9 protein-coding genes are annotated in these 18,383 nt (G+C 49.1%); 3 read left to right on the plus strand and 6 right to left on the minus strand.

Features of this window, described 5'->3' with window-relative positions; translation table 11 throughout:
* Window positions 1-63: 63 nt before the first annotated feature.
* Window positions 64-10,128, plus strand: a complete 10,065-nt coding sequence (locus PsAD5_RS00120) for a DUF5801 repeats-in-toxin domain-containing protein (protein ID WP_063290609.1) — start codon at window positions 64-66, stop codon at window positions 10,126-10,128.
* Window positions 10,129-10,207: 79 nt separating this feature from the next.
* Here the strand turns inward: PsAD5_RS00120 and PsAD5_RS00125 are convergent, their stop codons facing one another.
* The 6 genes from PsAD5_RS00125 to PsAD5_RS00150 all read right to left on the minus strand — a co-directional run bounded on the left by PsAD5_RS00125 (window position 10,208) and on the right by PsAD5_RS00150 (window position 16,095).
* The gene (locus tag PsAD5_RS00125; protein WP_063290610.1) at window positions 10,208-12,433 is read right to left on the minus strand and encodes an FHA domain-containing protein; all 2,226 of its coding nucleotides are present in this window, start codon (window positions 12,431-12,433) and stop codon (window positions 10,208-10,210) included.
* Window positions 12,434-12,614: 181 nt separating this feature from the next.
* Window positions 12,615-12,905 (minus strand): hypothetical protein, encoded by a 291-nt coding sequence (locus PsAD5_RS00130; RefSeq protein ID WP_063290611.1) that lies wholly within the window; start codon window positions 12,903-12,905, stop codon window positions 12,615-12,617.
* Window positions 12,906-12,932: 27 nt separating this feature from the next.
* Window positions 12,933-13,172, minus strand: a complete 240-nt coding sequence (locus PsAD5_RS00135; protein WP_063290612.1) for an EscE/YscE/SsaE family type III secretion system needle protein co-chaperone — start codon at window positions 13,170-13,172, stop codon at window positions 12,933-12,935.
* Window positions 13,173-13,207: 35 nt separating this feature from the next.
* Window positions 13,208-13,993 (minus strand): Crp/Fnr family transcriptional regulator, encoded by a 786-nt coding sequence (locus tag PsAD5_RS00140; RefSeq protein WP_057463702.1) that lies wholly within the window; start codon window positions 13,991-13,993, stop codon window positions 13,208-13,210.
* A 372-nt stretch (window positions 13,994-14,365) separates the two neighbouring features.
* Window positions 14,366-14,740: a hypothetical protein gene (locus PsAD5_RS00145; RefSeq protein WP_063290613.1), complete on the minus strand. Its 375-nt coding sequence runs from the start codon at window positions 14,738-14,740 to the stop codon at window positions 14,366-14,368.
* Between the two features lie 65 nt (window positions 14,741-14,805).
* Window positions 14,806-16,095 carry an HrpJ domain-containing protein gene (locus PsAD5_RS00150; protein WP_063290614.1) on the minus strand — a complete coding sequence of 430 codons (1,290 nt, stop codon included), beginning with the start codon at window positions 16,093-16,095 and terminating at the stop codon, window positions 14,806-14,808.
* Between the two features lie 213 nt (window positions 16,096-16,308).
* Between PsAD5_RS00150 and PsAD5_RS00155 the strand changes: the two genes are divergently transcribed.
* A complete protein-coding gene (locus tag PsAD5_RS00155; protein WP_063289325.1) occupies window positions 16,309-16,707 on the plus strand; it encodes a hypothetical protein in 399 nt (132 codons plus the stop codon).
* Between the two features lie 15 nt (window positions 16,708-16,722).
* On the plus strand, window positions 16,723-18,360 hold the full coding sequence (locus PsAD5_RS00160; protein WP_208988419.1) for a hypothetical protein: 1,638 nt from the start codon (window positions 16,723-16,725) through the stop codon (window positions 18,358-18,360).
* Window positions 18,361-18,383: the final 23 nt, after the last annotated feature.

The following is an 18,383-nucleotide window of genomic DNA, read 5'->3' on the forward strand; positions in this document are numbered from 1 at the left end:
GCAAAATTATCGGCGCAATTGCTAAAATTTTATTAAAACTGTTTATGCGTCGGGTTTGCTAAAATGTCAGAGCGTAAAGCGTCTACTACGATCACAGTCACTAACACTTCCCAGGCAGTTGTTCCTTCACAAGTGCTGAAGATTGGGATTGCCACCCAAGGCCAGTCGGAGGTTCTTGTTCGGCAGCCGGGGCAGTTGGTTGATTTCAGCCAGATGCTGGAAGTGCCAGTTAGTCTCTTCCGCTACGGTGAGAGCTTGCAAATCCTGTTTTCTGATGGCGGAACGCTTCTTGTTGAAGGGTTCTTTGCCGGAGATCAGACGGATGGGACGCTGATCCTGAGTGAAACCCAGACGCTGACAATTGAAGAATTTGGTGCGCTTGTCGAAATCTTGCCGGTTGATACGCTCCAAACCGCTGCAGGTGATGGGACACCAATTGCCGATCAGCTGGAAGATCCAAACAGTTCAGGACAAGATTTTGATGACAACCCTGATGGCGGTCCACTGGGGCCGGGTCTGAATGTCAATGATCTCCTGAGACCAGAAGACAATGTCGGAGCTGCGGCTGCGGCAGATGATCCCGAACAGGACGTTGATGATGTACCTGTGGCTGGCATTGCGGAAGTTGGCGCGCTTGATGAAACTGATTGGGCTGATGCTGGCAAAGGGCCGCTATCCTTCACAGGCAATCTGAATGTCGACTTTGGTCTGGACGGTGTGAGCGAGCGTTCGTTGGCGTTCCAACTTGATGCTGGCGTGCCTGTTGACCGAGCTGGGACCCCAATCCGCCTGACTGCTGACGGGCAGCCGCTGATTTATGAAGTACAGGACCTTGTTGCGGATGCCGCCAATGAAATTGGTGCGGGCAGCCAGCTGCTTATTGCCAAGCTGCCTAATGGCGAATTGGTTTTTGAGGTTCTGCTGAACACTTTCCCGGAAACCGGTGAGTTTACTTTTACACTCCATGGCAATCTGGATCATCTGGAAGCAGATGTGAAAGACATTCTGGAGTTGGAATTTGGTTTCCAGGCGTTTGATGCTGATGGAGATTCCGCAGACTCGTTCCTGATTGTAAATGTTGCTGATGACCTGCCGGAGATTGGGGCGCCCACAACAGGTACTGTTGATGAAGATGGCATCCCGGATATCGGTAACGGTAATGACACCGCAGATGGTGATGCCCCAGCAACCTCTCATAAAGTTACTGCCTCTCTCGATATCGATTGGGGTGCGGATGATGCCGACAGTGATGAGGGTGGTATTGGGGATCGTTCAGTCAAGTTTGACGGAACTCCAATAACTTCTCAGGTCCTGACATCTGATGGTGTTGCACTTGTTTACACCCTGAGTGAGGGGGATACTGTTCTTACAGCGACGAAAGAGGGCAGTGGGGATGCGGTCTTCCAAGTAACTTTGTCAGATGATGGGTCTGGTTCTTATAGCTTTGAGCTGTTGGACAATCTGGATCATTTTGTTGCTGGTACTGAAGATGATATTGAACTGACCTTCGGCTTTGTCGCAACTGACAGTGATGGTGATACAGCCAACTCCAGCTTTACCGTGATTGTTGATGATGACATGGCGGCGATCACGTCTCTTGAGCTGAACAGGTTCGTTCAGGTTGATGAGAGTGCTGGTCTGGATAACGATGACACCACTGAACCAGCTGTTGCTGCCCTGTTTGATGGTGTTTCCGGTAAAGGTTCTGATGAGGATATGGCTCCTCAGTTCGCCCGCGATAACGTGGTGGACTTTGCCTATGATGACGGCGCTGATGGCGCGACCCATAAGGTAACGCTGAGCATTGATGATGCAGCCTCAGGTCTTCAGACCACAGCTGGTGCTGACATTCTGCTTTATCTGGAAGGTGGTCTTGTTGTTGGCCGCGTTGGTGGCGAAACCGGCGATGCGGTGTTTGCAATCTCCATTGATGGCGACGGTGAAGTCAGCCTTGCGCAGTATCAGTCCATCAAGCAGCTTGATACAGACAGTCATGATGAGTTCGTCAATCTGAATGGCAAGATCTCTTCTGTTCTGACAGTCATTGATGGTGATGGCGATGTGACCAGCCAGAGCATTGAAATTGGTGAGAAGATCCGGTTTGGTGATGATGGGCCAACGATCACGTCTCTTGAGCTGAACAAGTTCGTTGAGGTTGATGAGAGTGCTGGTCTGGATAATGACGACACCACTGATCCAGCTGTTGCAGCCCTGTTCGATGGGGTTTCCGGCAAAGGGTTTGATGAGGACATGGCTCCTCAGTTCGCCCGCGATAACGTGGTGGACTTTGCCTATGATAATGGCGCTGATGGCGCGACCCATAAGGTAACGCTGAGCATTGATGATGCAGCCTCAGGTCTTCAGACCACAGTTGGCGCTGACATTCTGCTTTATCTGGAAGGTGATCTTGTAGTTGGCCGCGTTGGTGGTGAAACCGGCGATGCGGTGTTTGCAATCTCCATTGATGACGACGGTGAAGTCAGCCTTGCGCAGTACCAGTCCATCAAGCAGTTTGATACAGACAGCCATGATGAGTTCGTCAACTTGGACGGCAAGATCTCTGCTGTTCTGACAGTCATTGATGGTGATGGCGATGTGACCAGCCAGAGCATTGAAATTGGTGAGAAGATCCGGTTTGGTGATGATGGGCCAACGATCACGTCTCTTGAGCTGAACAAGTTCGTTCAGGTTGATGAGAGTACGGGTCTGGATAATGACGACACCACTGAACCAGCTGTTGCAGCCCTGTTTGATGGTGTTTCCGGCAAAGGTTCTGATGAGGATATGGCTCCTCAGTTCGCTCGCGATAACGTGGTGGACTTTGCCTATGATAATGGCGCTGATGGCGCGTCTCATAAGGTGACGCTGAGCATTGATGATGCAGCCTCAGGTCTTCAGACCACAGCGGGCGCTGATATTCTGCTTTATCTGGAAAACTGTTTTGTTGTCGGCCGCGTTGGTGGTGAAACCGGCGATGCGGTGTTTGCAATCTCCATTGATGACGACGGTGAAGTCAGCCTTGCGCAGTACCAGTCCATCAAGCAGCTTGATACAGATAGCCATGATGAGTTCGTCAACTTGGACGGCAAGATCTCTGCTGTTTTGACGGTGACTGATGGTGATGGTGATGTGACCAGCCAGAGCATTGAAATTGGTGAGAAGATCCGGTTTGGTGATGATGGGCCAAGTGTAACCGATCAGCAGCAGGATGTGACTGTTGATGAGGACAACATCGACACGATCCTGTCAACGGGTACGAGCCCTGATGACTTAGGTGGTACAGGTAATAGCAACTGGATTCAGTTCTTGAGTGGCACTGCGATCAAGACAGGAAGTCTTCAGGGCACTGTAGATTTTGGTGCTGATGGGGATGCTGGCGCCGACTCGTTCACTTTTGTTGGAGACGCGGCGCAGCAACTGACAGATCTTGGCTTGTCTTCTGATGGGGATGCGGTTCAGTTCCAGCATGCACAAGTAGGCACAAATCTGACATTGATGATTGGTGTTGCAGGTGGCCGCCCGGTCATCGGCTTGCTTCTGAACAATGAGACCGGTGCATTTGAAGTGTTGCAAGCTGATCAGCTGGACCATGTGACCGGTAATGGTGAGAACACTGACCTTCAGCTTCTCAATGGTGATGAGCTTGCTGCCATCGACTTTGGTTCTGTGATTATTGCGACAGATGGAGACGGGGACACCGTTGCTCTGGATGGCAAGCTGGATGTGACGGTTGTTGATGACATCCCAGCGCCAGAACTTTGGGTTGATGATCATATTCGCATTGACGAGACCGAGGGTGATCACAGTGATAATGTTCCGCCGAAGTGGCGCATTCGCAAGCTGTTTAAAGATGTTGACGAAAAGGGCAGTGATCCTGATCTGAGCGGTCCAATCTACGCGCGGAATGATGTTCTTGATTTCCATAAGCATGTTGGTGCTGATGAGCGCGGCGGTCATGAGCTGGTATTTCGCATTGATAACGCAGATTCTGGCCTGACCACGACTGAAGGTTTGGCGATCACGCTTCATCTGGAAGATGGTCAGATTGTTGGTCGTGTACCAGACGGAGATGCTGCGTTTGCAATCCACTTGCATCAAAACGGTAAGGTCTCAATGGTTCAGTACATGTCCATTGAGCACCCGGACACCGGATCTTCTGATGAACATGTCTCGCTTGATGGCAAGGTGAGTGCAATCCTGACTGTCACCGATGAAGATGGCGATGCGGTTTCAACTGAGATCTCTGTCGGCAATCTTCTGACGTTTGATGATGATGGACCACGTGTGACTAATCAGCAGCAGGATGTGACTGTTGATGAGGACGACATCGACACGATCCTGTCAACGGGTACGAGCCCAGATTACTGGGGCCTTGAAGCTGATGGCAACTGGACTGAATTCTTGAGTGGTTCTGCGATTGCAGCGGGAGATCTTCAGAACACTGTTGACTTTGGTGCTGATGGGTATGCTGGCGCTGGCTCGTTCACCTTTGTTGGAGATGCGGCACAGCAGCTGAGCAACCTTGGTTTGTCTTCTGACGGTGATGTGGTTCAGTTCCAGCATGCGCAGCTGAGTGCGACTATCACATTGATGGTTGGTGTTGCTGGTGGTCGTCCGGTTATTGGGCTGCTTCTGAATACCGAGACTGGTGAGTTTGCTGTGTTGCAGGCCGATCAGCTGGACCATGTGACTGGTAATGGCGAGAACACCGCGCTGCAGCTTGTCAATGGTGATGAGCTTGCTGCCATCGACTTTGGTTCTGTGATTATTGCGACAGATGGGGACGGGGACACCGTTGCTCTGGATGGCAAGCTGGATGTAACCGTTGTTGATGACATCCCTGCGCCAGAACTCTGGATTGATGATCATATTCGTATTGACGAGACCCAAGGGCCGCATAGTGACAACATTCCACCTTGGATCGGTTCTGATACATTCAAAGATGTTACAAATACAGGTGGCGATTTTGATTTGAATGGCCCCATCTATGCTCGAAATGACGTCCTGGACGGGTCCTTGAATGTAGGAGCTGATGAAGCCGGCAGCTACGAAGTCACTCTCGAAATTGCCAGTGATGGTATTTCATCTGGTCTGTTTACGACTGAAGGTGATGAAATCTTTCTCTCTGAAGAGAATGGGATGATTGTTGGTCGTCTTGCGGGGGGGGATGGCCGACCTGAGGGACTAGCCGTTTTTGCTATCCATGTGCATCAAAATGGTGATGTGTCTATGGTTCAGTACATGTCTATCAAGCATCCAGATACGACGTCTTCCGATGAGCATGTGTCACTTGATGGCAAGGTAACAGCAGTTTTGACTGTTACGGATGAAGATGGCGATGTGGTTTCCACGCAAGTGCAGATTGGTGAGCATCTGACGTTTGATGATGACGGCCCGCACATTCACGGCTTCACCGTAACTGGTGAAACTGTAGAGCTGGATGAGACTGTAGGACAGCAACTTGATGAAGTTGTTGCTGTCCCAGATTCTGACATCCGGACTTTGTTTGCCTCACTGGATAGTCAGGCTGCAAATGATCCGGATATGGAGACAATTTACGCTCATAATGTGAACTTAGTTGAAGCCAATATCTATATTGGAGCGGATGGAGTTGATGCTCCGGAAGTCACCCTGGAAATTGCTGCTCAAGGCACAGATTCTGGTTTGCAAACGACAGATGGCTCTCAAATCAACCTTTATACTGAGGGTGATTTGATTGTTGGTCGTGCGGGTGATGCCAATGCTGCTGTTGTCTTTGCTGTCTCGATTGATGAGTACGGTAGCTTGAGTGTTGTTCAATACGCATCTTTGAAACATGTTCAGAACGAGAACGACCATACGCTGGACTTAGCAGGCAAAATCTCTGCTGTTTTGACCTTAACTGATGGAGATGGGGACACAGACACTGCATCTGTCGATATTGGTGACAAGATCATCTTCCATGATGATGAGCCCACTGCCACGGGAACTGGTTCGAAGATCACAGTAAGCGAGGCAGATGATTTTGGCGTGACGACTTCCGGCACGCTTCAGTTTGAAGGTGGCTCAGATGGAGCTACCGTAACTGCTGCACGGATCGTTGATGATCAAGGATATGCACGCCGTATTGATCTGGAAGAACCTAAAGGTCAACGGAGTGACTTCCTGACTGTTGGCGGGGAGAAGGTCGTTCTTTCCAGCACGACAGCACCAGATGGTGTGATCACCATTGAAGGGGCCACTGAAACTGGCGGTGCTACCGCATTTACTGTGATTGTCCAGCCTGATGGGGCCTATGAATTTACTCAGCACCTTGGTTTTGATCACCCTGATGTTGGTGAGGCTGGTAGTGACGATCGTATTGATCTGCGATTGCGTTTCACTGTCACAGATGGGGATGGTGACACATCAACTGCGACAGCTGTAATCTCTGTCGAAGATGATGAAGTTGTCCTAACAGGCGCGTCTCAAACAGCAACAGCGGATGAAGATGATATCGTCAACTTGAACTCTGGCGTGCAGGGGAATGCCCCTCGCGATGGGGATCAGGATGGTTCGACGACAGGTGAGAATGACAACAACGGACCAGCTTATCTGACTGATAATATCAGTGCTCTTGTCGATTTTGGCAATGATGGCGGTACGTTTGATATCTCAGCTGATGCGGTTGCGAGTTTAACACAGATGGCTCTCACTTCAGGTGATGAACCGCTGTCCTATGTGGTGATTGATGACAAGATTGTCGGTTACGTCGAAACTGATGGCAACACAGAGTACAGTTTCCAGAATGATCGCCCAGTGTTCTCGCTGGACCTGACATCTGACAGTGGTGATGTGGTCTTCAAGCTGTTTGATCAACTGGATCATGTTGCTGGCAATGGTGAGAATGATGTTCAGCAACCTCTAGTGATCGACTTTGGATCCGTGATTGATGCGGTTGATGGCGATGGTGACAGCGTTAATCTTGCTGGAAAATTCTCTATCAAGATTGTTGATGACATGCCTATCATCGATAGCAGCTCTTATGAGACAAACCTTGTTGTCAACGATTCCTTTGAAGAGCCGGATATTGGGTCTTCCGGACATAAAGCCATCGATACAATGTTTGGCTGGATGTCAACCAATGGAACCAAATTTGAACTGCATTCCGACAGCTTCAGTCCATCATCTGATGGGGTTCAGTATCTGGAACTGGATAAGGATGGAGACGATTCTGGTGAAGTTGATGGTATCTACCAGAATATCCAGACGGAAGCGAATACACAGTATGAGTTGACGTTTGACCTTGCTGATCGGGCTGGTAATGGTCCAACCAGTGATGTGAGGGTGCTTTGGAATGGTGTTGAGGTTGGTGAGTACTCAACCAACAGCACTAATTGGACAACTATTACTCTCAATGTAGTCGGTACTGGTCAATCTGGTGGTGATCGTCTTGAGTTTATTGAGCTGACGGCACCCGACCAAAACAACGGTCTTGGCACCTATCTGGATGACATTCAGCTTCACAATGTTGGGCTTGTAGTTGATGAGGCAGACCTTGCTAGCGGGAATGCAGAAGTCTCTGGCAGCCTGCACATCAATTGGGGGACTGATGATGCCGACAGTGATGTTTCTTCTCCTGTGCATGGTTCAGATCGCAGCGTTTCCTTTATCAATGTTACAGATGGGGAGCAGGCGAAGACTGGTGGCAACATAGCACTTGAATCAGCTGGTGCTCCTGTCTTGCTCCAAGCGTTTGGTGCAGTTCTGATTGGCTACACCGGTTTGGCTCCTGCGGGTGCCAATGATCTGAGCAATGCAGTCTTCAAAGTGACATTGTCTGATGATGGTTCAGGCACGTATACATTTGAACTGCTTGAACAGCTGGATCATGAAGGTGATGAAGGAGAAGATCTTTCTTTGTCCTTCGATTTTGAGGCGAAGGACAGCGATGGTGATAGCGTTGCTGGTGACTTTACCGTCAACATCCTTGACGATGTGCCAGCTGGTGCCGCTGATAATGTGATTGGCTCTGAAGATGTTGCATTCGATATCAATGTTCTGAGCAATGATGCTGTTGGGGCTGATAAAGACGCAACAGTTCTGCTTGAAAACGCTGGGGTTACTGTTGAGGGCGGCAGTGTTGTTGTAAACTCTGATGGCACTGTGAGGTACTCACCTGTTGCCGACTTCAACGGGCAGGATAGCTTTAGCTACCGTATTGAAGATGCTGATGGTGATGTTTCTGATGTGATCACTGTGACAGTTGATGTCACTCCAGTGAATGATCGTCCAGTCCTGACTGTTACAAATGTTCAGTCCAATTTTGCAGAAAACGGGGTCGGACCGGTTGCTGAATTTAGTGCCTTTGATGTTGATGGCGATGCGCTGACATACTCCTTGACGGGTGAAGATGCTCATTTGTTCGAAATCAGAGGCAGTGAAGTTTACTTCAAAGCTGCACCTGATTTCGAGAACCCGTTGGATGTGGACGTTGATCAAGACTACAACTTCAATATCGTTGCGAGTGATGGAACTGAAGACGCGAGCGAAGACGTTGAAGTGTCTGTGACAAATCAGGCTGCTGAACTTAATCTGTTCTTCAAGCCAGGTAGTTCGGACAAGCTCAAAGTTAGAGATGATTTTGAGGAGCACAACGGTTCCTACGATTATGGTCATGGACATAGCAACGGTGTTGTTACTTGGACTGGAGCGTGGACTGAGAACGGAAACCTTGATGGGGATTCCGATTATGGAGATGTTTATGTTCCGCAGCAGGGCGGAGCGATCTCCGGTCATCTTTACTTCCCGTCCTGGACACCAAATGGTGAGGGATCCGTTTCCAGATCGGTTGATCTGACGAATGGAGAAAATCTAAAGCTGGAGGTTTCAGTTGGGAACCGTCTGGAATTCGGTGATGATCAGTTCGATCTCTTGATTGAATGGGATGGCGGAAGCGCCCGTATCCCAATGTTTGATCAATCGACGCAGAGCAGAAGCGAAGTCATTACGATTGACATAAGCAATCTGCCTGGTTGGAACCCTTCTGAAACTACGATCACTTTTGAAGTGTCTGGTATGGAAGGAACGGACGATTATGCCCGAGTTCTCGATGTGAAGATCACTGGAGACAATGTTATTGATCCTACGACCGAGCATGACATTGACTTTACTCTTGGTGGGGAAGGTGTTGCGATTGCTGATATGCTTGGCGTTAATGATGCCGATAATGACACTTCCAAACATCAACTTTCCAGTGCAGTCATAACGCTAAAGAATTATCAGCAGGGGGATGCTCTGAGTTATCTCCCACAGGGAGCGTTCTCTGGTATCTCTGCCAGGGCAGCCGTCGTAGGTGGCAATCTGGTTCTGACCCTCTCTGGAGATGCAAGTTACGCAGCATATGTTGCGGCAATCAAATCCATTGAATTCAACACCTCTTCAGACATTGACACGAGAACTATTGAAATGGTTGTCAGCAATGGCGCTGAAGAAAGTGGTGTTGCAACCACAACGGTCAATGTGATTGAGAATGCGGATAATCTAAATACCATCGTTGTCGATTATAATGAGCCTGCGTATTCTCAGAACAAGTATTACGAGAATGATCCAGACAAGAACTCAGGGTGGCATTATCGCTTAAATGGTACCGATCAGAACGACAGAATTGAAGGGCAGGGTAACTGGCATAATGATCTGTCTGGTGGTGATGGCAATGATCTTTTGATTGGGGATGATTGGCATCCGTCAAGTAGCCGCAACTATTCTGATACGTTCAATGGTGGTGCGGGTTATGACCGGATGACCAGCGGTAGTGAAGATGATCTTGATGCATTCATCTTCGACGTTCTGGATGGAAGCTTTGATACAATCACCGACTTTGATGGTACGGCCCAGGGGGAAACAGATCAAAATGTTGATCGCCTCGATATTTCGGATCTCCTGAACAAGGCTTTCGGAGACGATGAAGTTGATGCTGCAGAAGCTGGACAGTACGTGAAGGTCCAGGAAAATGGTTCTGGAAGTGATGTGCTTGTTGATGTGGATGGGGCTGCCAATGGCGAGAACTGGTCGAAGATCGCTCACCTTGATAACATCAGCAATACAGACACCATTAAAGTGGTGCTGGATGATGATGGCTCTTATAGTCAAGTAGACGTTGTGGCCTAAGAAAAAGCCGGGTCTCATATGAGACCCGGCTTTTCGTATGTTTGTACAGTAAGTGCTCTACTGTTTGTTGAGCGATGGCTTACTGCCTCGCGTTTGCTTCGCGGACGACCCAGGCTGTCTGATCGCCATATATCGCGACAGAGTATCCTTCATACTCACGGATCAAAGCACCCAGCTCGCCGACAGCAAGGAGGCGGCTGCTTTGGTCGATGGACTGGCCGATTTTGTAGCGTTTGTTTTCGCTGTTCAAAACATAACGCTCGCCGATCAGGCTCGCTCCGGTGACAGTCAGAGACGGATATGAGAGGTCCCGCGTCAGGAAGCTGATGAAACCAGGGTTTCGCAAACTCTCTCTGATGAAGTTGGAGTAGGGGATCAAATCAATGTTGTTGCTTTTTTCTGATTTGATCAGGCAGTCGCGTGTTGCAGCTGGATTGACTGCAGCTTCCAAAATGTAGCGCTGGCGTTCCTCTGGAAACGTTGTGAGAGCGAGGCTTTCGCTGCTGCTTAGGATATCGAGCCACAGTACAGTCACAGGGATCTGTGAGACTGGTACTGAAAGATTTTCAGAGCAGAGAGCTCCCTCAGAGGGCGGCGTTACAAGCAAGGGCAGGAAGTTCTTTTTTAGCTCTTCAGGTATCACGCCTTTGGCCTTAGCGGATTCCATCCAAGCAAGGAACACGACTTCAGCTGCTTCGTTAAGCTCAGGATCGTCCAGAGCGACGTTTTGGAACCGGACATCTGCTTTACTTTGAGAGATTACGCCCTGTTGCTTTTCGCTTTTTGCTTCCAGCTTTCCGTTTGTTGTCTGCTGGCCTGCATCTGTTTCTTCTAATGCAGTTGGCTGACTGGTTGGTGACGTTGATGCTTGAGCGGATGCAATGCCGATGCTGCTTAGCAAACGTTCAGTTGCTTTTTGAAGCGGCGTTGCGGGTGCTTCAGGGCCAGTTTTGGGTTGTCCTGCCGCATTGCTTTTGGCGAGGCGGCTGGAAGATTTTTGATTTGGTTGGCTAGCTACAAAACCGTCTTGTTGTTTGATTGCCCGCGCCAGTTCCAATACTTTGGTTTGGCGCTCTTCGACCGGTTCATTCGTGAGTGGATCAACAGCAGCAAGCAGGGGTTCAATACCGCCATCAAAGTTGGCTTTGAGATCTACGACCTGTCCGTTTTCTTGTACCAACTTGACGAGAGAACGCAGTGGAATAAACGTAGCGTACTGCCTGGAGTATGAGCGTAAGAAACCAGACCAGCGATCAATATCCTGGCTTGCTATGATACCGCTGACTTCAAGAGTTTCATCGTCGAGACGGAAGATGATGGTGTCATCAATCAAAGCACGCTTGGCCAGTTTGCGCACATCCAGAAGATAATCATCTGCAGTTTTGATGTTTGATGTTACGCCGGAGATGCCATTCAACCCGCGTAGGTCCGCGATTAGTTGGTCAGCACTTGTTTTATCGAGAACAGAACCGCTCAGGGTTAACTCTCCGTCATCCGCAAGTGCGAAGCTTACGTTGGATCCGCGAGATTGCAGATAACCAGCAATATCTTTCTTCAGTGTTTCGATCACGCGCACGCGCAAGCGGACAGGTACTTCAGTGCGTTCTACTGCTTCTGTTATTGCCCGGCGCTGAACAGGTTCGCTGACATAGCCTGTCAGATAGATCTGATCATCCACGTCCTGACGCAGGCTTAGCCTTTCTGCAAAGGGGAGATCTGCCAGAGCGAGACGCACTGCATCAATGCCTCCATTAGGAAGGGCACTTGCTGTGCGAGGAGATATTTTACCTGAGCCAACGAGGTAAAAACCACCGAGAACGACGGCGCTTGCAACTGTCGCAAAAGCTATGCGTTTGCGGTGTTTTGCGATTGGAGCGAATATCGCGTCAACGTGCTTTGCATTCTCGCCAAGGATTGAGTTTGCAGCAGAGTTCTCTGCTGTTTGCTCGTCATCTTCATGGGGAGCATTCAATGCTTTGCTTAGTGTTGCCCATTGAGCGTTTTTGGCGCCAAGTGCAATTTTGATGACACCAATGCTGATGACATCAAGAGGCTCAATCTCGACCCATTCGTCATTGCCACTACTTAGAGAGACACCGTTTTCTGTCCGGACATCTCCTGCCTTTGCAGAGATTTCGATTTTGTTGTCTTGCAGGCGTAGCTGCATATGGCTTGCGGCAACGCTCAGATCTGCCAGTTGCAAATCGTCGTTTCTGTCCGAACCAAGTGTATACTCACCCGGCTCGAGCATGACTTCCGCGCCAGCCTGTTGGCCTACAAGAATTTTGAGGATGAGTTTACCCATTCGCCGTCCCACCTAAACAAGCGCTGGAGTTCGCCAGATTGACTATTTGCCAAAAGCGAACTGGAAAATGCCATGGAATGTCAGCGTTCGGGAAGACCGAACCTGTCTCATGGACCTGAATATACAAAGGCTCTCTTCCACACTCGCTTTGGCAACCGGAAGAGAGCCTTTTTAAAAAGGTTTAGGCAATGTTACGTGCGCAGGCTTTAACCATATCGGCGTGCGCCTTCACCATGCTGGTTCGTGTCTGACCCATGGTGGTATAAGTGTTCACGAGCAGCTGCAAAGTGAACATTTTTTCAGTTTCAGCCAAGTTGGAGTTTTGCGCTTCAATGATCTTGTCATTGATCTTGTCCATCTCGGTCTGGAAGCGGACGCTGATGTCGAGCGCATTCATGCCCGCTTTGTTCGCCAGTGCTTCGGGAGCTGCTGACGTGTAGGACGCTGTAATGCCTTGAGTAAAAGACGTCATGTTGACTCTCCTAATGTTTGCGCGGCTCTAACACTGGACTGGAAATTTGCGCAGGACGTCCTGTGCTGCAGTGATGCCGTTTATCACTGTTTGAATACGTTGGTAGTCAGCCTCAGTTTGAGGCTCCTCGGATTTTTTACGAATCCAAGAGGAAAGAGCGTCCAATTTCTTTTCGAGTTTTTGGGCATGTTCTGAACCTTGCTGACTTTTTAAAGTCTCTTCCAGATCGGTGACATACATCTCGTTATTGGTGTTCTCGTCTTGCACGCGTCAGTCCTTTGTTTCAACGCTTCCAGTTTTTTTTAAAAATTTGACTCATTATTGAGCAAGTTCCGCTCCAGCATTGTCCTATTCAGCACAGTGATAGAACGATCCTTAATTTTTATGATGCCAGCGCGTTCCCACTCTTTCAGGCGGCGATTGATATTGCTGCGTGTTCCGCGTGCCATTGCACCCAGGTCACTCTGTGTAACGATTGCGCCAGAGATCACAGACTTGTCCTTTGGGTTGTCGCCCGCAGGGGTGCCGATCGACTCGAGCAAGCTGAGCAGCGCATGTGCCAGGCGAGCCGAGAGGCTTGGCAGTGACAAGCAGCGTGTCGATTCGATGTAGGAGCGATAATGTTTCGCTACAACTACAGCCAGCGCGCGACAAATCTCGGCACTCTGCTCGTTGATCACATGAAATGCAGAGCGTCTGATTTTGTGAACGACTACGTTTCCTAACGCGCAAGCTGTATCTGCGTGAACAGATCGCTGAAAGACACCTAACTCGCCGAAGCTTTGGCCTGCTGTGATGATGGCATAAAGGAAGGTAGATCCATCTTCGCGCAAGTGACTTAAGCGAACATGTCCACTCTCAATGATGTAAAGAAATTCAGCATCATCTTCCTGAAGATAGATGTTCTCGCCGTTTGAGTAGGTTTGGCGAATTGCTGATTGCTCTAAAGATGCACATAATTCATCATTCAGCTCTTGAAACAATGCTGCGTTTTCTTTCCAGCTGCTTTCACCTGAGGATGAGGTGCCAGTATTATGAGCTCTTGATGCGCCTCTACCCAGGCTTGCATCATATACTGCCTTTTCCATAGAAATGTACCGTGTCCTCTTACTTAAATAAGTGCAGCTATTTTAGAGGATGAAGATATACTGGTCTCCGCAGAGCAAATATACTTCGTCTTTTTCTTATTATACTCTACCAATATTCCACCCCAATCTCACTCGTACACAATTGCGAAGAATTGTGCTTCAGAACACGGACAAAACTATAATTAAGACAGCTAATAAGCGAGTCAAGTCTGGCTGTCATCATCTAACTTATATTTTAATGGATATTGACTGTATCCCTCGGGATTGTGATTTTAAGTGCGAAAAAGTCACGATTTCCCTCCGTAATGTGAACAAGTGTGAGTCATTATAAGATTGAAACTGGTGTATACCTGCATGCACTGATTGTAGTTTTTATAGTGAACTCAATTCACCTATTAGATAATCGACCGTTTGCTCGAGTTTTGCAGGGCTAAGTTGTCCTGCTTCGTATAAAACCGCCAGATGTAACGTTCCATCTTTAGATTTCCCTGTATGCAGATTGGTTCCAATTTCAGGTTTGAAGCCAGCTCGGGTTAAAAGAGCTTCATTTGCTGAATTCTGGTCACCCGTTGTGGTTCGACCAAGGCTGACAACAACGCTGTTGCCACCTTCGACAGGGGTAAACGTCAGTTCACCGGATTGTGAAAGGAGGTAAGACAGACTTCCATCCATCTGCGGAGAAAAGGGGATCTTCATATTGTTTGCGAACGCTTCCAGGCTTGACTGGATGGCACTTGAAAACTGCATTCAATCCTCTCCTTTGTTCTTCCTTGGTTTCATGTTGCAGCAGCTATTTCATTAGCGATGACGGGTCAGTGAACAGTAGCTGACGCAGCGCTGACCTGAGCAAAGTTGTTAACCGGCGTAGCGTCGGTTGCTGTTTGATATTGCTCTTCTTCCAGGATCGTTAGCTGTTCTGACAGTACCAGTAATGTTTCGAGTTGCTGATTGCGGATGTTTTCGTTTGTGAGGATGGTGTCAGGAACCTCACGGTGCAATGCAAGCAGGTTGTTTGTGTAGTTCAACGATGCGCTGGCCCCAGCAGGAGCGAGTGGCGCAACAAGACTTTGTGCGTCAGCAGGTGATGTGACTGCTTTGCCCAGATAATGGAACAGTGAGCTTGCCAGCTTCTCTGTGCCCAGCTCTTCCACGACACGTGTGAACTCTGAGAAGCTGCGACCTGTCAGTTTGGTCGCGACATGCACACCCTCATAGACGGTTCGCAGGCTCTTCAGTTTGCCCAGCTCGGTCAGGACCGCTTCCAGATGAGTAGGCTCATCCTGGGTATCTGCAATTTCCAAGCCCTGACTTGCGGCGGTTGTAAACAGGTCCACAACATCATCAAAAGAGGTGAGGGGTGAGCTTTCATTGCCGTTTACATCGTGATGCATTGAATGTGTGCGTGCGATCAGGTCATTGAACTTATCGAAGATGATTCCGAAGTTCGCTTCACTGCGCAGCATGTCGCGGTAGTGCTCGCGGATGACGGCAGGATCGGTTCCCAAGTCCTCGGCTTTGTCATGGGCAAGTTCCGCGACTGCAAAGCCTGCGCGCACATCACGTCCAGTCTCACCGCTTTCCATGTATTCGCGGGCATTGAGCAGAGCGCCCAGAAGAGCGTCATTTGCTCCTGTGGTCTCAAAATGCTCGATGGCGATCTGCAGGGCGGCATACTGGTGCGTTACGTCACCATCAAACTGCTGCAAAAAAGCAAACACGTCCTGAGGGCTGAGTTGCCCTGAGCCTTCACCGTTGGTGCTTTGGTTGTGCTGATAATCCTGTAGCCGCTGTACCAAACCTTGCAGCTTATCCTGAGAGGGCATGTCAGGCAGCTTATCGTAATAGTCGGCAATCCGTGTGATTGCTTCTATGTTAGCGCCTTGCCCTTGCCGGATTGAGCGGCTTTCCAGTGATCTTTTGTCGAGGCGTGAGGATACGGCCTGGCCAAGCTCTTCAGCGGCGTCCGTCAGTTTAGATGGATTGTTGAGCTGCATGACGCGCTCAGCGCGGCGCTGCCCTGTGGCTTCCGCAACCAGTGGAGCGCCAACTGGCGACTCAGCGTTGTGAGTGGCAATCGTTGATCTTAAGACCTCTAAGCTCATTGAAAAGTCCTCCGCTGATACTACGAATAAGAATATGTCATTTTCATACTTCTTTTAGCGAAATTGCTTTGTGTCGGGCGACACAAGTGGGCTCACCCATTTTGCTAATTCTGTCATTGCTAAATTTCGATTTTGAAGGTGTGTCGTTCGGAACAGCGGTGCCCCGGTCTGCCCGTTTATAGAGGGCGTATAGTGTTTTGATGGGAATGTTGTATGGCGAAGACCGGATCCAGCAAGGAAGAGTTGCTTCCCCAGTTCACTGTAAGTGGTGATGCAGGCGCGTTGAGTGCCTATTTGGATGATGCATTAAGCCTTTGTAACGCTGATAAGAACTGGCCTTCAGAAAATGAATGGCAAGATGTGTCTTACCAGATGGTTGCGAGCTTGCAGGAGTTGCTTGATCTTCCTGCCGTTCAGAAAGATCCGGTCGCGCTGAGCTTGATTAACGGACTGCTTGCTTCGAAGAGTTTTGATGACTTTTTGCAGGGGTATGATGCGATTGCTGAGCATTTCACGAAGCGATTGAAAGACAACGAAAATAATAGCGGTGCTGCGCGGTCTCAGTTTGCGAAGCCCCAAAAGAATGCGGGTCGTACTCGCCTTATTTTGTGATGTGAGGAGATGAAAATGATTAATGGTGTTGGCTCAGGCTCATCTACTACTGTAGACCCAGATACTCTTGCTCCTCCAAAAGATGACGACACAGCTAAAGCAGCCTCCGGTGGTGCTGGTGATGGTGCGCAGGAAAGGGCGGCGCAGCAAGGTCCCGCGCTGCAGGCTGCAGAAACGCAGACCAGTGTTTGGGATAGTTTCTTATCCAATCTGCCGGAAGCCGATCCTGATTTTGAGAATCCTTTGTTGTCGATTCCAGGGACGACGAACTACGCGACCGACCCGAGTAAGTATAATGTTTATGTGGCCAGTGTTTTGGTAGATCCGGCTGATACTGTTGCTGATGAAGACTTGCCAGCGAACTATAGCAATCCGTCACCGCATGAATTTGTCTCCTGGCATCCGGCAGTTCAGCTGCGTTATTTGCGCGATAATTTCACTGAGGCGCAGATTCAGTCAGGAAACACAGTCATTGGTACAGGGTCCAATCAGGTTGGTGTAATTCGCTCCGATGATAAACGCAGTGTGACCATCGTGAATGAGTTGACAAAATCTCGTATTTTCCAGCTCTCGAAGACGGAGCAGGAGCGACTCGCAAACAACTCCATCTTTAAGACCAGAATTGCGCCGCTGTTGGATCTGCTGCCAAATGCAGATACAGACCTTGCTGCCAGCCGCGCTGTGATTACGGCCCAGATCGACAAAGAGATTAATGACGTTAAGAACAAGACGTTGACTAACAAAACCTCAGGTTCTGACCGTGATAAGTTCAATGAGGACAAGCAGGCCTACGTCAAGCAGTTGGAAATGCTGAGAGATAATGTTCCTAATACCGGAATTTATGCTCGTTCAGATCTGGCTACCGAAATGCAGGAAATTGTGAAGCGTTTTGAGCGGGCGCATGCTTATTTTGATGTGAAGACACCAAATCTGGCTAATCCAGCGCGGAACTCGAGAGATGTTCTAACGCCAGATAATAATGCCTCGATCAACCGTGGTTATGCTGTTTTTATCGAGCAAGAGCAGCGTATTCTGGCAATCAAGCAAGCTGAGCAGCAGATGTTATCTGCTGGTGGTATCACAAACTCAGATGGTACAATTTCCCGGTTGGATTTGCCGACGCTGGTGGCGCTCATTCAGAATCAGGCCAGTTTGAAACAGCAGGCGATCATTACAATGAGAACAGAGCAGCTGACCCAGCTCAACCAGCTGTCTCAGGCCTATGCGGAAATGCAGCGTATTGTGAACGAAGCACTGAAGAAGTTCGATGATACCGGAAAGGACGCGGATAAAGAAAAGCACTCTCTTTCTGTGTCTTTTGATAATCCTAGCCAGTTCAGTACTGCTGTTGCGTATATGTTTGAAGACTTCGCTTCGGGTAAGCCGCACCCTGTTGAGAAGGAATTCAATATTACCCGGCCAACGCATGATATGATTAACAATAGTAGTGGAAGCAAGAACTCCTTTAAGCGGACGCAGTGGGAACGCTTCTCAACGCAGTTGAGTGATGCGGTTACGCTTCTGAACCCTCAGTTGCTGACCAATGATATCAATCAGGATAACCGTGAACAGAACCGTTCGTACGAGCAGGCGACTGGTACTGTGCGCCGTAGTTTTGATCTGAATATTCAGATTGCGCGTGGCTTCTCTTAAAAGCTTTTTTTTGTGATGGCAGC

The sequence above is a fragment of the Pseudovibrio sp. Ad5 genome, assembly GCF_001623095.1.
Lineage (GTDB): Bacteria > Pseudomonadota > Alphaproteobacteria > Rhizobiales > Stappiaceae > Pseudovibrio.

Bases quoted from the DNA above. Each gene is read 5' to 3' on its own strand.
- PsAD5_RS00140 (WP_057463702.1), bottom strand. From the start codon at position 13,993: ATGGAAAAGGCAGTATATGATGCAAGCCTGGGTAGAGGCGCATCAAGA.
- PsAD5_RS00160 (WP_208988419.1), top strand. From the start codon at position 16,723: ATGATTAATGGTGTTGGCTCAGGCTCATCTACTACTGTAGACCCAGAT.
- PsAD5_RS00150 (WP_063290614.1), bottom strand. From the start codon at position 16,095: ATGAGCTTAGAGGTCTTAAGATCAACGATTGCCACTCACAACGCTGAG.
- PsAD5_RS00130 (WP_063290611.1), bottom strand. From the start codon at position 12,905: ATGACGTCTTTTACTCAAGGCATTACAGCGTCCTACACGTCAGCAGCT.
- PsAD5_RS00120 (WP_063290609.1), top strand. From the start codon at position 64: ATGTCAGAGCGTAAAGCGTCTACTACGATCACAGTCACTAACACTTCC.
- PsAD5_RS00125 (WP_063290610.1), bottom strand. From the start codon at position 12,433: ATGGGTAAACTCATCCTCAAAATTCTTGTAGGCCAACAGGCTGGCGCG.
- PsAD5_RS00145 (WP_063290613.1), bottom strand. From the start codon at position 14,740: ATGCAGTTTTCAAGTGCCATCCAGTCAAGCCTGGAAGCGTTCGCAAAC.
- PsAD5_RS00155 (WP_063289325.1), top strand. From the start codon at position 16,309: ATGGCGAAGACCGGATCCAGCAAGGAAGAGTTGCTTCCCCAGTTCACT.